Raw genomic sequence first — 14,686 nt, 5'->3', positions numbered from 1 at the left:
ACGTTCGAAAAATGGTCGCCCGTGGTCGACACTCACGGGCTTTGCCGCGACTGACGGTCGCCGAGGGTGCGACGGTCCTTCTCGAGGACTGTTCGAACCAATGTGCCTAGCTGATGCCTGAAATGTATTCCTGTCTATAGGTATTCGAAAGGCTCCCGGCATGGACGCTGCCGATGTCGACACTTTTGTGGATGCGTTGATCAACGATCTCGCGATGACCCCCACCCCGGACGACGAGGCTCAGCGCACGTTGTTCCATCTATTGCACCGTCCCCGGCGGGTGGTTGATGACGAACCGCTACTGACGGTGTTGGCGGCAGCGGTCGCCGCCCGGAACCTGCTCGACCATGTCATCTCGTCCGCTACCGCAGCGGCCGAGCGGCTCGGAATCCCGGCGCGACGGCACCTGCGTTCGGCGACTGATCTGCTGACCGCCCTCGGCATGGCCCCTGCAGCAGCACAACGCGCCGGACGGGTCGGCCGCGCAGCGCACGCCCTGCCCGCCCTCACCGCGGCCCAGCGCCTCGGCGGGATCGGTATCGAGTTCGCCGACGCCGTGGGGCGCGGGATCGTCCACATCGACAAGCGGACCCCGCTGTCGGAGGAGGATCGTGCGGGGGTTGTGCGGAAGCTGATGGTTCAGGCCACCCCCGCAGACGTGGCGAAGAAGGCCCGTGCCATCGCCATCGATCGCGCCGCGGCGCTTCCCGCCGAGCAGGGCACGGTACCGGTCGCTGAGAACGCCGACCTCAACGAGATGACGTTGGCGCACAACGACGACGGCCGATTGAGCGCCACACTCGACCTCGACATCCTCACGGGCGAGGAACTGTGCGCCGCGCTGGATCCGCTGTGCCGGCCGGTGCCGCTGCCGGACGGATCCCCGGATCCCCGCCCGGCGGATCGGCGGCGCGCCGACGCATTCGGGCAGCTGCTGCGCACCTACCTGTCGCACTCGGCGCGCCCGATGTCCGGTGGCGTACTGCCGCACGTCACCCTGATCCGTTCCGCCCCCTCGCAACCGGCGGCGTCGCGGGGTGATCGGGTGGACGACCTCGGATTCGGTGGCCCGGTCAGCCCCGTGACCGCCGAGCTGATTTCCTGCGACTGCACCCGGACCTCGGTGACCATCGACGGCGCCGGTGTGCCGCTGGACGTGGGGCGCAGTGAACGGCTGTTCACTCCCGCGCTTCGCAAAGGGCTGGCCGTTCGCGATGGTGGTTGCGCGTTCCCCGGCTGCGGAAGGCCGGTGTCGTGGTGCGACGCCCACCACATCACGCCGTGGGTGCTCGGCGGGATCACCAGCCTCGACAACGGCGTGCTGTTCTGTCGTCGGCACCACACCGTGATCCACCACAGCGACTGGCAGGTGTACCTGGGCGCGGACCGTCACCCTTGGTTCATCCCGCCCCGTGATCCGGCGGGTCCCGAACCGCCGCATCTGCGCTCGCACGCCCGGCGAACCATGACCCACTTGCCGGCCGCCGCATAACCGCGTCGGACGCACCTTGACAACTCCACAGTGATCCCGCGGCGGTCGCCCGCGGCGGACGGCTAGAAGGTCTTGGCCAGCCGGTCGGCGAGGATACTCGCGAAGCGGGCCGGATCGTCGAGCGAGCCACCCTCGGCGAGAAGCGCTGTGCCGTAGAGCAACTCGGCGGCATCGCCGAGCCCCTCGGCGGAGTCTGCGAGAGCCTGGCGCATTCCGGTGACCAGTGGATGATCGGGGTTGAGCTCCAAGATGCGCTTGCCGACGGGCACGTCCTGTCCGGACGCACGGTACATGCGCACCAACTGCGGCGTGATGCCGAAGGTGTCGGTGATCAGGCAGGCGGGCGACGATGTCAGCCGCGTCGACAGTCGCACCTCCTTGACGTGCTCGTCGAGCGTCTGTTGCAGCCACGTCAGCAGATCCGCGAAGTCCGGGTGCTCCGAGTCCGCATCCGAGCCGTCCTTGGCGCCCAGATCGACTTCGCCCTTGGCCACCGACTGCAGCTTCTTGCCCTCGAATTCGGGGACCGTTTCGACCCATACCTCGTCGACCGGGTCGGTGAGCAGCAGCACCTCGTAGCCCTTGGCCTTGAACGCCTCCAGATGCGGTGAGTGCTCCAGCAGTTGGCGCGATTCGCCGGTCGCGTAGAAGATCTGCTCCTGGTCTTCCTTCATCCGCCCGACGTAGTCGGCCAGGGTGGTCGGAACATCCTCGGAGAACGTCGAGGCGAACGACGACAACGCCAGCACAGTGTCGCGGTTGTCGGTATCGGAGAGCAGACCCTCCTTGAAGGCCCGGCCGAACTGCGTCCAGAAGGTCGCGTAATCGTCGGGACGGTTGGTCTGCAGGTCCTTGATCGCCGCCAGCACCTTCTTGGTGAGGCTGCGCCGGATCACCTTGATCTGGCGGTCCTGCTGCAGGATCTCGCGGGATACGTTGAGCGACATGTCCTGCGCGTCGACGACACCCTTGACGAACCTCAGGTATTCGGGCATCAGCTCGTCGCAGTCACCCATGATGAAGACGCGTTTGACATAGAGCTGCACACCGGTGCGCCCGTCGCGGTTGAACAGATCGAACGGCGCCTGCGAGGGGATGAACAGTAGCGCTTGGTATTCGAAGGTGCCCTCGGCCTTCATCGTGATGACCTCGAGCGGCTCATCCCAGGCGTGTGCGATGTGCCGGTAGAACTCTTGGTACTCCTCGTCGGAGACCTCGCTCTTGGGCTTGGCCCACAACGCGGTGCGGGAGTTGATCGTCTCGGTCTCGACCGTGACGGTCGGCTCGGCGCCGTCCTCGGTGGCGGGGACCGTCTTCTCGACCTCCATCCGGATCGGCCAGGAGATGAAGTCGGAGTACTTCTTGACCAGCTGTCGGATCTTCCACGGCGCCGTGTAATCGTGCAGCTCGTCGTCGGCGTCCTCGGGCTTGAGATGCAAGGTAACCGACGTGCCCTGCGGGGCGTCGTCGACGGCGGCGATGGTGTATGTGCCGTCGCCGCTGGACTCCCAACGGGTGGCGGTGGTTTCGCCGGCTTTTCTGGTCAGCAGGACGACGGAGTCGGCCACCATGAACGTCGAGTAGAACCCGATGCCGAACTGACCGATGAGGTCGGTCGCGTCACCGGCCTGCTGGGCCTCGCTCAGCTTGCGGCGCAGCTCACCGGTGCCGGACTTGGCCAGCGTGCCGATCAGGTCGACCACCTCGTCGCGGGACATGCCGATACCGTTGTCGCGGATGGTCAGCGTCCGCGCGCTGCGATCCGCGCCCTCTGCGGTCGCTTCGCTCGTCCCGACCTCGATGTCGATGTGCAGATCCGACGTGTCGACGTCCAGATCCTTGTCCTGGTAGGCCGCCAGTCGCAGCTTGTCCAGCGCGTCGGAGGCGTTGGAGATCAACTCCCGCAGGAACGAGTCCTTGTTGGAGTAGATGGAGTGCACCATCAGTTGCAGAAGCTGACGTGCCTCGGCCTGGAATTCCCTGTGTTCGACCTGCTCGCTCACACCGCGGATTTTATGTCTGGTGGTCCGGGGCGCAATGACCCGGGGGTTCGGCCCAGCGGAGCTCAGCCGAACTGGACCCCCTGGGCGAGCGGCAGCTCGGATGAGTAGTTGACGGTGTTGGTGGCCCGGCGCATATAGGCCTTCCACGAATCCGAACCCGACTCGCGACCGCCCCCGGTCTGCTTCTCGCCGCCGAACGCGCCGCCGATCTCGGCGCCCGAGGTGCCGATGTTGACGTTGGCGATCCCGCAGTCCGAGCCGTCGGCCGCCATGAACCGTTCCGCCTCGCGGATGTCGGTGGTGAAGATCGCCGAGGAAAGGCCCTGCGGCACCGCGTTGTTGAGTTCGATCGCCTCGTCGAGGGTGTCGTAGGTCAACACGTAGAGGATGGGGGCGAAGGTCTCGTCGTGCACCACCGCGGTCTGGGCGGGCATCCGCACCACCGCCGGTCGCGCGTAGTACGAGCTCTCCCCGAGATCGACGCGCTCTCCGCCGATCACCTCGCCACCGTCGGCGCGGGCCTGTTCCAGCGCACCCACCATGTCGCGGTAGGCGCGCTCGTGCACCAGCGGGCCGACCAGGGTGCCGTCGGCGGCCGGGTTACCCACCGGAAGGCTGCGGTAGGCCGCGGTGATCCGGTCGATCAACTCGTCGGCGATCGACCGGTGCGCGATGACCCGGCGCAGGGTGGTGCAGCGCTGCCCGGCGGTGCCCGCAGCGGAGAACACGATGCCGCGCAACGCCAGATCGAGATCGGCCGACGGGGTGACGATCGCGGCGTTGTTGCCACCGAGCTCCAGCAGCACCTTGCCGAACCGCTGCGCGACCCGGGGGCCGACCTCGCGACCCATCCGCACCGAACCGGTGGCGCTCACCAGCGCGACCCGCGGATCGTCGACCAGCAGCTCACCGATCTCCCTGCCGCCCTGGATCAATCGGCAGATCTGCCGCGGTGCGCCGACCTCGACCGCGGCGCGCTCGACCAGCGCCTGACATGCCAGCGCCGTCAGCGGGGTGAGTTCGGACGGTTTCCACACCACCGTGTCACCGCACACCAGCGCGACGGCGGTGTTCCACGCCCACACCGCCACCGGAAAGTTGAAGGCGGTGATCACGCCGACCACCCCGAGCGGATGCCAGGTCTCCATCAGCCGGTGCCCGGGGCGTTCGGAGGCGATGGTCTTGCCGTACAGCTGCCGGGACAACCCGACCGCGAACTGGCAGATGTCGATCATCTCCTGCACCTCGCCGAGGGCCTCGGAGGTGATCTTGCCGGCCTCGACGGTGACCAGGGTGGCCAGATCGGCCTTGTGCTCGACGAGCAGTTCGCCGAGCCGCGCCACCACCTGACCGCGCACCGGGGCCGGGGTGGTGCGCCAGGCGGTGAAGGCCTCGGCGGCTTCGGCGATGGCGGCTCCGGCGTCGGCGACCGAGGTCTCGGCGACGGTGAACAACACGTCGCCGGTGATGGGGGTGCTGGCAGGCAGGCCGGCCGGTGCTTCGGTGAGGTCGGCGCCGATGGCCTGCAGTGCCAGGCGTACCCGGTCACGCAGCTCCCCGGCGGTGGGCAGGGTGGATTGCATGGTGGTCATGATGCCGCCTTCTGGTAGAGATCGTAAGGATCGTGGATGTGGTGGCCGATCGCGCCGGCCAGCCAGTCGAGGCTGTAGTGGGACGTGTCGGATGTTTCGACGACACTGGCGTCGCGATCCAGGTTGGACCGGAAGATGCCCGCCGCCGATGCGGGCAGGAAGTCCTCGTAGACAACGGGTTTGGCCGGGTCTCCGCCGACGTAGTAGGCGAGACCGGCGGCGGCCATCTCGGCGTCGGTGCCGGGGAAGTAGTCGCTCCAGCGCGCCGGGTCGGCCATGGCCGCGTCGTATCGCTGCCGCCCGAGCGGGGTGAGCGCCACTCCGCGCGCCTCGACCTCGCCGAAGCGCACCCGCAGCGCGCCGTCGAATTCGGCACCGTCGGCACCGCGGAACCGGCGCGGCTCGGCCAGTGCGCGAAAAGACGTCTGCCGCAGCAACACCGCGGGGCCGTCGGTGCGGGGCGGCCCCTGGATGGCGTCGATCATCGTGATCCCGCGCGCCGTCATCCGCCGGTAGAGCTCATCGATGTCCAGGACCCGCGGTGTCAGGTGATTGATATGGGTGGTGTCGACACCGGCGATATCGGCGGCCACCGCCGACACCGCGCTCAGCTCGTCGTACCACACTTTGTCGATGGGCGAGCGGGACAGCGCGAAGGCGGCGGTGGCGCGGGCCACGAAATCGTCCGCCTCGTCCGCGCGGGCCCCACCGGCGTCGGCGATGCGGCGCGCGTCGGCGATCAAGGCCGGGTCGAACAGCCGGCGCTGCGCCACGAACCGGTCCACCCTGGCCCGCAGATCGGCGTCGAAGAACCGGGCATCCGCGGTGGCCAGCATCGAGGTGAACACCCGGAACGGGTTGAGCTCCAGCTCTTGTGCCTCGATCGGGCGGAACGCGGTGGAGATCACCGGCACCGGCGAGGCGGCGTCGCGCAGATCGTAGAAGCCGACCGGGTACATACCGAAGGCGGCGAAAAGGTCCGCGACATCGGCCATCTCGGCGGCATTGCCGACGCGGATGGCGCCGTGCCGCTCGGCGGTGACGCGTTGCAGCGAACCGAGCCGGTTGCTGTCCGCAGCACCGGCGCAGTCCCGGTTGACCTCGGTGCTGACCTGCACCAGTGTGGTGTAGGCGGGCACCTCGGTGCCGTACATGGCCGACAGCGCCGCGGCAAAGGCGGCGCGCAGCTGTGCAGGACGGATCATCGGCGTGCGCCCCTGCGATAGGGTCCGGCCATGTCCGATGCCGACCATCTCGACGATATCGACCGGGCGCTGGTGCGCGAACTCCTCGTCGACGGCCGGGCCACCCTGGCGCATCTGGCCACGACGGCGGGCTTGTCGGTGTCCGCCGTGCAGGCCCGCGTGCGGCGGCTGGAATCGCGTGGCGTGGTCACCGGGTACGCGGCGCGCATCGACCCCGAAGCGGTCGGCAACATGCTGTCGGCGTTCGTGGCCATCACCCCTCTTGATCCGTCTCAACCCGATGATGCGCCCGCCCGCCTGGAACACATACCCGAGGTGGTGTCCTGCCACTCGGTCGCGGGCGAGGAGAGCTACATCCTGCTCGTGCGGGTGGGGTCGCCGCGGGGTCTGGAAGACCTGCTGCAACAGATCCGGACGGCCGCCAACGTACGCACACGCAGCACGGTCATCTTACAGACTTTTTACGAAGGTCGCGAATACCTACCGTAGATATTCCTGTTGTCGATACGTCAAACCGTAAATATTGCGTTAGTATCGCGGGTATGACTGCTGTCCTGCCCGACCGTGACGTGACCGTATCTGCCGCCGAGGTGCCCGCCGTCCTGAGCCGCAGCATCTTGGCCGACGGGTTCGACTTCGTCCTCGACACCGAGCGGTCGCGTGGTTCCTACCTCGTCGACGCCCGCAGCGGTGCGCGGTACCTGGACATGTTCACGTTTTTCGCGTCGTCGGCGCTCGGCATGAACCATCCCGCGCTGACCAGTCCCGAGGCCCGCGCCGAACTGGGCGCCGTCGCGGTGAACAAGCCGAGCAACTCCGACATCTACAGCGTGCCCATGGCCCGGTTCGTCGACACCTTCGCCCGGGTGCTCGGCGACCCCGCGTTGCCGCACCTGTTCTTCATCGACGGGGGAGCGTTGGCGGTGGAGAATGCGCTGAAGGTGGCGTTCGACTGGAAGAGCCGGCACAACGAGGTGCTGGGGCGTACCGCCCCGGGCACCCGCGTACTGCATCTGCGCGGCGCCTTCCACGGTCGCAGCGGATACACCATGTCGCTGACCAACACCGATCCCACCAAGGTGGCCCGGTTCCCGAAGTTCGACTGGCCGCGGATCGACGCACCGTACGTGCGTCCGGGCACGGATCCCGCTGCGCTGGAAGCGGAATCGCTGCGGCAGGCGCGTGCGGCGTTCGAGCGCTACCCCGACGACATCGCCTGTTTCATCGCCGAGCCGATCCAGGGCGAGGGCGGGGACCGGCATATGCGCCCCGAGTTCTTCGCAGCGATGCGGGACCTGTGCGACGAGTTCGATGCGTTGCTGATTTTCGACGAGGTGCAGACCGGGTGCGGGATGACCGGTACCGCGTGGGCTTACCAGCAGTTGGGGGTACGCCCCGACGTGGTGGCGTTCGGCAAGAAGACCCAGGTGTGCGGGGTGATGGCAGGCGGTCGTGTCGCCGAGGTGCCGGACAACGTGTTCGCCGTCAGCTCGCGGATCAACTCCACCTGGGGTGGCAACCTCACCGACATGGTGCGGTCCCGGCGCATCCTCGAAGTGATCGAGGCCGACGGCCTGATCGACAACGCCCGCGTGCTCGGTGAGTACCTGTTGGACCGATTGCGGTCATTGGCAGGCGAATTCCCGGACCTGGTGCTCGATCCGCGGGGCCGGGGCCTGATGTGTGCGTTCAGCATGCCCACGGCCGCGCGCCGTGACGAACTGGTGCGCACCTTGTGGGACCGGGGTGTCATCATGCTGCCCAGCGGGGTGGATTCGGTGCGGTTCCGGCCGGCTCTGACGGTGACGCCGGCCGAACTGGACGCGGCCATCGACGCGGTACGAGCCGCCCTGCGGGACGCGCTGCGTGCGACCTAGTTCGATCTAGATTCGGTCTAGTTCGAGCGCTTACCCACGTACACCCCCTCGGGGCGGAACCGCAGCATCGGTTCGTCGTACTCTTCCAGCGCATGCGCCACCCAGCCGACGATCCTGGCGATGCCGAAAACGGCCTCCGGCGCGTCGGCGGGCATCCGGAACTGGAGCGCCATGGCCGCCAGCGCCAGATCGGAGTTGACGAAATCGCCTGCCGAAGCGATGGTTTCGACGGCGGTGCGAACGCGGGTGCCGCCACCCGCGCGCGCCAGCAGATCCAGCAGATCCAGTGCGCGCGGATCATGTTCGCGGTAGATGCGATGTCCGGTGCCCGGAATGCGCTCCCCGGAGCGCAGGCTCGACGCCACCGCGGCGACCGGATCGGCAAGGGCCGCATGAAGATAACGGTATGCGGCGGTGGCCGCACCGCCGTGCATGGGACCGTCGAGGGCAGCCAGCCCCGCGGCGACCACCGAATACACGCCCGCCCGTGCGCTGGCGGCGACACGGGCGGCGACGGTGCTGGCCGCCAGGTCGTGGTCGGCCAGCAACACCAGGGCGGCGTTGAGCACGCCCACCCTGTCGCGGGTGGGGGACAGCGGCGAGAGCTTGGGCCACAAGCGTTTTGCATACGACCCCGTCGTGATGTCGCCGCGCACGGTGGGCAGTGCCGACGACACCGCTTCCAGGATCTGCATCCCTTTGGTGGCCACCACCGAACCGGTGCGCTGATGACGCAGCGGGTCCGACGCGCCGGCCAGGTCCACCGCGATGCGGACCACGTCCAGCAACCCCGCGGTATGCGGTAGGGCCGCCCGCAGGTGGGCGGTCGCGCCCTCGTCCAGCGGCGACTGCTGCGCCGGTACCTCGTGGCCCCACAACAACCGCGCTACGTCGAGGAAATCCCGGTCCACCAACTCGCGGGCCGGGACGCCGCGATAGCACAGCTCATCGCCGGACAGCGAGGTGAGCTGGGTGCGTATCCGCTCCACCACCCCGGCCGGCGGGCGGGCCCGCACGCCGGCACCGGCCAGCGCTTCGACCTCGGCGACGGCGAACACGCTGCCCCGTACCCCGGCGATGCGCACGCTGTGCAAGCGTCCGCGGCTGACGTAGGCATACACCGACTCGCGCTTGATCCCGAGCACCTTGGCCACCTGTGCGGTGCTCAGGTAATCGTGCCCGTCGTGGTCGATCGCGGCAGGCCAGCGCCGCGTATGTCGCCGTTGTGGTGCCATGGCAGCATCCCTCATATTGATCGAGTCAACATTGACTGTAGTCAATATTGATCCGAATGTGGTTGTACCGCTTGAGTAGAAGGAGGACCGACGATGGCCGACACCCTCATCGAGGCCGCACCCGGGCTGGCCAACATCGTGGCCGCGGACACCGCGATCGGCGATGTCCGGGGTGATGAAGGTTTCTATCACTACGGGCCGTACTCGGCCGTCGAGCTAGCCGCCACCCGCACCTTCGCGGAGGTGTGGTTCCTGTTCGTGCACGGCCGGCTGCCCTCGGGCGCCGAGGCGGCCGAGTTCGCCGCGCACACCGCAACGCTGCGCGCCATCCCGGCCGATGTCGCTCCGATCCTGCGGATGGTCGCACTCGGCGGCGCCCCCGAACACCCATTGGCCGCGCTGCGCACGGTGCTCTCGGCGGTGGCCACGGCACTCGGTCTGCAACCGGTGTGGGATCTCGACGAGGACGCCCGCCGCCGCGACGCGCTGTTGCTGGCGGCGATCACCCCGACGGTGTTGGCGGCCCTGTACCGGATCGGGCAGGGCCTGGAGCCGGTGCCACCGGACCCCACCCTGCCCGCCGCGGCGCACTGGCTCTACCTGCTGACCGGGCGGCGGCCGGCCGCCGAACACGCCCGCGCCATCGAGCAGTACCTGATCGCCACCGTCGACCACGGCTTCAACGCATCGACGTTCACCGCGCGGGTGGTGGCCTCGACCGGCGCCGATGTCGGGTCCGCGATCTGCGCCGCGCTGGGTGCCTTCTCGGGCCCGTTGCACGGCGGTGCGCCGGACCGCGCGCTGGATGCCCTGGACGCGATCGGAGACCCGGTCAACGCCACGGCCTGGACGCACGCCGCGCTCGATCGCGGCGAGCGCATCATGGGGTTCGGGCATGCGGTGTACCGCACCGCGGATCCGCGCGCCGAACTGTTGAAGTCGATCGCCACCGGCCTGGGCGGTGAGCTCGCCGATCGCGCCGTGCGGGTGGAGCGCGACGTCACCGAGGTGCTCGCGCAGCGACGGCACGGCCGGGAGCTGCGCGCCAATGTCGAGTTCTATGCCGGCGTGGTGATGGAACAGTGCGGGGTGCCGCGCGCGATGTTCACACCCACGTTCGCGGTGAGCCGGGTGGTGGGCTGGTCGGCGCACATCCTGGAACAGGCCCTGTCCCGCAAGATCATCCGGCCGCGGGCTCGCTATGTCGGGCCGCAGCCGGTGCGGTCAGCTCTGCGCGAGTAGCGTGCGGATGGTGGACCGCAGCCTGGGCAGCTCGGCGCCGCCGACCAGGGTGCAACCATGCAATTCGGCGAGTTTGCGTGCGGCCGGGGTGAACTCGTGGTTGGTCACCACCATGGTGCGGGTGCAGTCCTGCATGGGGGCGCCGGCCACCACCTCCTGGACGGCGCCGGTGCCCACCGGCCGGGCTTGGCGTTTGCATTGGATGGCAAGCCGATTCGGCCGGCGTCCGACGATCAGGTCGACGCCCCAATCCCCGGTCAGCGAGGTCATGATCACCGGGACGCCGCACGACCGCGCGATGCGGGCGATGTGATCCTCGAACTCGGTGCCCGACATCGCGCCGACGGTGTCCTCCCGGGGCGAGGGCGTGCGCAGCCCGGCGACGAAGTGTGGGCCGATGCGCAGGACCGCCGGTACGGCGACCGCGCACGCCAGGGCGGTCTGCCACTGCTGCCCGTAGATGTAGGCCGCCACACCGACGGCAATCCCGATCGCCAGCAGCAGTCGCATACGCACGGCCGCATACTAGGACGCCGGGCCGACATCCCCGTGCAGCGCGCGCCAGACCCGGGCCGGTGTCATCGGCAGCCGGTACATCCGCGCCCCGCACGCCCGCGCGATCGCATTGGCCAGGGCCGGGGCCACCGGGTTGTACGGGGACTCGCTCATCGACTTGGCGCCCAGCGGCCCGAGCTTGTCGTAGGTGTCGGCGAAGTACACCTCGGTGACGGGCAGATCGGCCAGCTGCGGAATGTGGTAGTTGCGTAGGGTTTTGGTGGTGACCTCGCCGCGTCCGTCGACCCGGATCTCCTCGAACAGGGCGGTGCCGATGGCCTGGGCCACGCCGCCCTCCACCTGGCCGCGGCACTGCTCGGGGTTCATCACCACCCCGGCGTCGGCGGCCTGCACCGATTGCAGGATGCGCACCTGACCGGTCTCGACGTTCACCGCCACCCGGAACCCGTGCACGTTGAACGCCACCGATCGGGGCGTGCCCTCGTGGCGGCCGTAGCCGGTCAGCGGGCGCGTCACCGAACCGGAGGCGGCCTCGGATTCCAACGCCTGGCGCAGTTCGCGGCAGGCGGACTGCACCGCCAGCCCGGCGACGACGGTGCCCGCCGAGCCGAACGCCCCGGTGTCGTAGGCGGTGACGTCGGTGTCGGACTGGCGCAGCCGCAACCGGCTCATCGGGACACCGAGCGCCTCGGCCGCCAGCCGCAGATGCACGGTCGAGGTGCCGTTGCCGAACTCGGCGGTACCGACCGAGAGGGTGTAGGTCCCGTCGGCGTCCAGGGTGACCGAGGCGTCCGAGTAATGGCCGCGCGGCGGGATCGTCGCGATCATCGCCACCGCCATCCCCTCGCCGACGCGCCACTGGGGTCCGTCGGGCGGCTCGGCACCGTTGCCCCGGGCCAGCGCGGCCTGGGTCAGGTCGAGACACTGATCGAGACCGTAGCTGCCGAAGGTGAGGTCGTCGTCGGCCACGTGCGAATCGACGAACGCATCACCGGGCACCACGACATTGCGCCGGCGCAGGTCGAACGGGTCGATCCCGAGCCGGTCCGCCAACTCGTCGAGCGCGGATTCCACGGCGAAGATCACCTGGCCCAGGCCGTAGCCGCGGAAGGCGCCGGACGGAAGGTTGTTGGTGTACACCGCCTGGGCGTCCACCCGCTTGTTCGGGCACCGGTAGACGGCCATCGATTCGCCGCAGCCGTGGAACATCACCCCGGGGCTGTGATTGCCGTAGGCGCCGGCGTCGGCCAGCACCTCGATGGCCAACGCGGTGAGCACGCCGTCGGCACCGGCCGCGGCGGTCGCGGCCACCCGGAAGGGATGCCGGCACGGGGCGGCGATGAACTCGTCGGTGCGGCTGAACTCGTACCGCACCGGGCGGCCCAGGCGCAGCACCGCCAACGCCACGAGGTCCTCGGTGAGCAACTCCTGCTTGCCACCGAAGCCACCACCCACCCGGGCGGTGAACACCCGCACCCGGGCCTTGTCGAGCCCGAAGATGTGACACAGCTCGTCGCGGACCAGGAACGGCACCTGCGAACTGGTGCGGATGACCACCCGGCCGTCCGCGTCGATCCAGCCGGTGCTGCCGTGGGTTTCCAGGTGGCTGTGCTGGATGCGCTGGGTGGACCACCGCCCGCGCACCACCGCGCCGCCGGCCTCCTCGGCCGCGGCGATACCGGCGGCGATATCGCCCACCCCGCCGTGCACTTCAGCCACGATGTTGTGCTGCGGATCGGCGATACGGGCCGAGGCGTCCTTGTCGCCGTGGATGGCAGGCGCGCCGGGTCGGCGGGCCTGCTCTGGATCGAACACCGCGGGCAGTTCGGCATATTCGACCGCGATGGCGCGACACGCCTTCTCGGCGGCGGCGACGCTGTTGGCGACCACGGCCGCCACCCGCTGACCGATGAACCGGACCGTGTGGTCGAGCACGTAGGTGTCGTCGGGATCGTCGGTGCGGTCCTCGTGCCGCGCGGTGGAGAACGGTACGGGCGGGCTGTCGAGGTGGGTGAGGATCAGCCGCACACCGGCGACCCGCTCGGCGGCCGAGGTGTCGATGGACGTGATCCGGGCGTGGGCGACGGGACTGCGCAGCACCGCGAGGTGGAGCAACCCGTGCGGCGCATGGTCCATGGTGTACGGCTCGGTGCCGGTCACCACGCGGCGCGCGGCGGGCGCGCCGGGGGAGGCGTCGCCGGTGTTGACGGTCCCGGCCAGCGCGTCGGTGATGGCGCGGTACCCGGTGCACCGGCACAGATTTCCCTTGAGGTGCTCGGGCAGCGCCGCGCGTTGGTCGGCGGTCAGCACCGATGCGGTGGTGATCATTCCGGCCGTGCAGAAGCCGCACTGGAAGCCCGCCGCGTCGGCGAAGGCGCGCTGCACCGGATGCAGGTCGTCGGGGGTGCCCAGCCCGGCGACCGTGGTCACCGAACGTCCGACGGCGCGGAACGCGGGGTACACGCACGAGTGCACCGCGGTGCCGTCGACCAGCACCGAGCAGGCGCCGCAGTCGCCCGCGTCGCAGCCCTTCTTGACCTCGAAGTGGCCGTGCTCGCGCAGGTAGGTACGCAGGCATTGACCGGGCCGCGGATCGTCCTGCGCCGGTTCGTCATTGATGATCATGTGAGCTCCGCCGCCACTTGCCGGGCGAGCACCAGTGTCATCGCGCGCCGCCAGTCTGGGTCGCCGTGGGCATCGTCGGTCCAGGCGGCGTCGGGTATCTGCCCGTGGGCGGCCGCCAACGCGTCCGGACCGGGTACCGCGGCGAAGGTGAACGTGTAGGGCCGCACCGTCGCTGCGGTGACCGACAGGGTGAACCGGCCGTCGCCGTCGAGCCGCCCGATCACCACCACCGCGGAGCGGCCCAGCGGCGTGGGGGCGAGCTTGCGAAAGGCGGTGCGGGCGCCCAAGGTGTGCGCCGGCAGGAACACCGACCGCACGACGTCACCGGCGGCCAGCACGGTGGTCGACTCACCGGTGACGAATCCGTCGATCGGACAGCGGTATTCGGTGCCGTCGGGACGCCACACTGTCACCGTGCCGGCCAGCGCCGACACCATCGAGATCATCGCGCCGGCCGGGAAGGCCAGGCAGAGGTTGCCGCCGACGGTGGCGGTGTGCCAGATCTTGAACGAGGCCAGCAGGGCCGTGCAGCACTGGTGCAGCAGCGGCACACCGAGCTCGCCGGACAACCGGGACACCTCGGCGACGGTGCAGGTGGCGGCCAGCTCGACGCCGTCGGCGGTGCGGGTGACCGACGGCCACCGCAGGCCGGCCAGGTCCACCAACCGGGTCAGGTGGGGCTGCGGTTCGGAGAACAGCCAGGTGCCGCCGGCCAACACGGCGTCGCCGGGGCCGAGTGGCCAGAGCTCGTCGCGGTGCCGCGGGGTGTCGATCACCTCGACGTCGTTGAGATCCACCCGTCGACGGTAATCAAGCCGCGCCGGAATCGCATGCTCAATCTCTGCAACCGAGGGGTTGCAGTTCTCCGAGCAATATGCAACTCTGGAGTTGCACATCAG

11 protein-coding genes are annotated in these 14,686 nt (G+C 69.2%); 4 read left to right on the top strand and 7 right to left on the bottom strand.

What is annotated here, in order from left to right; translation table 11 throughout:
- Positions 1-160 precede the first annotated feature (160 nt).
- Positions 161-1,492 carry an HNH endonuclease signature motif containing protein gene (locus AWB94_RS08030; protein ID WP_062659773.1) on the top strand — a complete coding sequence of 444 codons (1,332 nt, stop codon included), beginning with the start codon at positions 161-163 and terminating at the stop codon, positions 1,490-1,492.
- A 62-nt stretch (positions 1,493-1,554) separates the two neighbouring features.
- Here the strand turns inward: AWB94_RS08030 and htpG are convergent, their stop codons facing one another.
- The 3 genes from htpG to hglS all read right to left on the bottom strand — a co-directional run bounded on the left by htpG (position 1,555) and on the right by hglS (position 6,292).
- The gene (gene htpG, locus AWB94_RS08025; protein WP_062659772.1) at positions 1,555-3,495 is read right to left on the bottom strand and encodes a molecular chaperone HtpG; all 1,941 of its coding nucleotides are present in this window, start codon (positions 3,493-3,495) and stop codon (positions 1,555-1,557) included.
- Between the two features lie 62 nt (positions 3,496-3,557).
- Positions 3,558-5,087, bottom strand: a complete 1,530-nt coding sequence (gene amaB, locus AWB94_RS08020) for an L-piperidine-6-carboxylate dehydrogenase (RefSeq protein WP_062659771.1) — start codon at positions 5,085-5,087, stop codon at positions 3,558-3,560.
- The gene (hglS, locus tag AWB94_RS08015; RefSeq protein WP_062659770.1) at positions 5,084-6,292 is read right to left on the bottom strand and encodes a 2-oxoadipate dioxygenase/decarboxylase; all 1,209 of its coding nucleotides are present in this window, start codon (positions 6,290-6,292) and stop codon (positions 5,084-5,086) included. Before hglS ends, amaB begins: the two co-directional genes overlap by 4 nt.
- Before the next feature lie 30 nt (positions 6,293-6,322).
- Between hglS and AWB94_RS08010 the strand changes: the two genes are divergently transcribed.
- Together AWB94_RS08010 and lat are read left to right on the top strand one after the other, a co-directional pair.
- Positions 6,323-6,781, top strand: coding sequence for an Lrp/AsnC family transcriptional regulator (locus AWB94_RS08010; protein WP_062659769.1), 459 nt, complete (start codon positions 6,323-6,325; stop codon positions 6,779-6,781).
- 53 nt (positions 6,782-6,834) lie between these two features.
- Positions 6,835-8,169, top strand: a complete 1,335-nt coding sequence (gene lat, locus AWB94_RS08005; RefSeq protein ID WP_062659768.1) for an L-lysine 6-transaminase — start codon at positions 6,835-6,837, stop codon at positions 8,167-8,169.
- Positions 8,170-8,186: 17 nt separating this feature from the next.
- Here lat and AWB94_RS08000 read toward each other — a convergent pair whose 3' ends face one another.
- A complete protein-coding gene (locus AWB94_RS08000) occupies positions 8,187-9,404 on the bottom strand; it encodes a citrate synthase (RefSeq protein WP_062659767.1) in 1,218 nt (405 codons plus the stop codon).
- A 93-nt stretch (positions 9,405-9,497) separates the two neighbouring features.
- Here AWB94_RS08000 and AWB94_RS07995 point away from each other — a divergent pair, with 93 nt between their 5' ends.
- On the top strand, positions 9,498-10,646 hold the full coding sequence (locus AWB94_RS07995; protein ID WP_062659766.1) for a citrate/2-methylcitrate synthase: 1,149 nt from the start codon (positions 9,498-9,500) through the stop codon (positions 10,644-10,646).
- Here the strand turns inward: AWB94_RS07995 and AWB94_RS07990 are convergent.
- The 3 genes from AWB94_RS07990 to AWB94_RS07980 are packed head-to-tail and all read right to left on the bottom strand — an operon-like array spanning position 10,629 to position 14,584.
- The gene (locus AWB94_RS07990; protein ID WP_109762625.1) at positions 10,629-11,156 is read right to left on the bottom strand and encodes a restriction endonuclease; all 528 of its coding nucleotides are present in this window, start codon (positions 11,154-11,156) and stop codon (positions 10,629-10,631) included. The genes AWB94_RS07995 and AWB94_RS07990 overlap by 18 nt on opposite strands.
- A gap of 15 nt (positions 11,157-11,171) precedes the next feature.
- Positions 11,172-13,787, bottom strand: a complete 2,616-nt coding sequence (locus AWB94_RS07985; protein ID WP_062659764.1) for a molybdopterin-dependent oxidoreductase — start codon at positions 13,785-13,787, stop codon at positions 11,172-11,174.
- A complete protein-coding gene (locus tag AWB94_RS07980) occupies positions 13,784-14,584 on the bottom strand; it encodes an FAD binding domain-containing protein (RefSeq protein WP_062659763.1) in 801 nt (266 codons plus the stop codon). The genes AWB94_RS07985 and AWB94_RS07980 overlap by 4 nt, the downstream gene beginning before the upstream one ends.
- Positions 14,585-14,686: the final 102 nt, after the last annotated feature.

Origin of the sequence: Mycolicibacterium canariasense (assembly GCF_002101555.1) — a bacterium.
Classification (GTDB): Bacteria; Actinomycetota; Actinomycetes; order Mycobacteriales; family Mycobacteriaceae; genus Mycobacterium; species Mycobacterium canariasense.
This window is presented reverse-complemented; position numbering and strand designations above follow the sequence as displayed.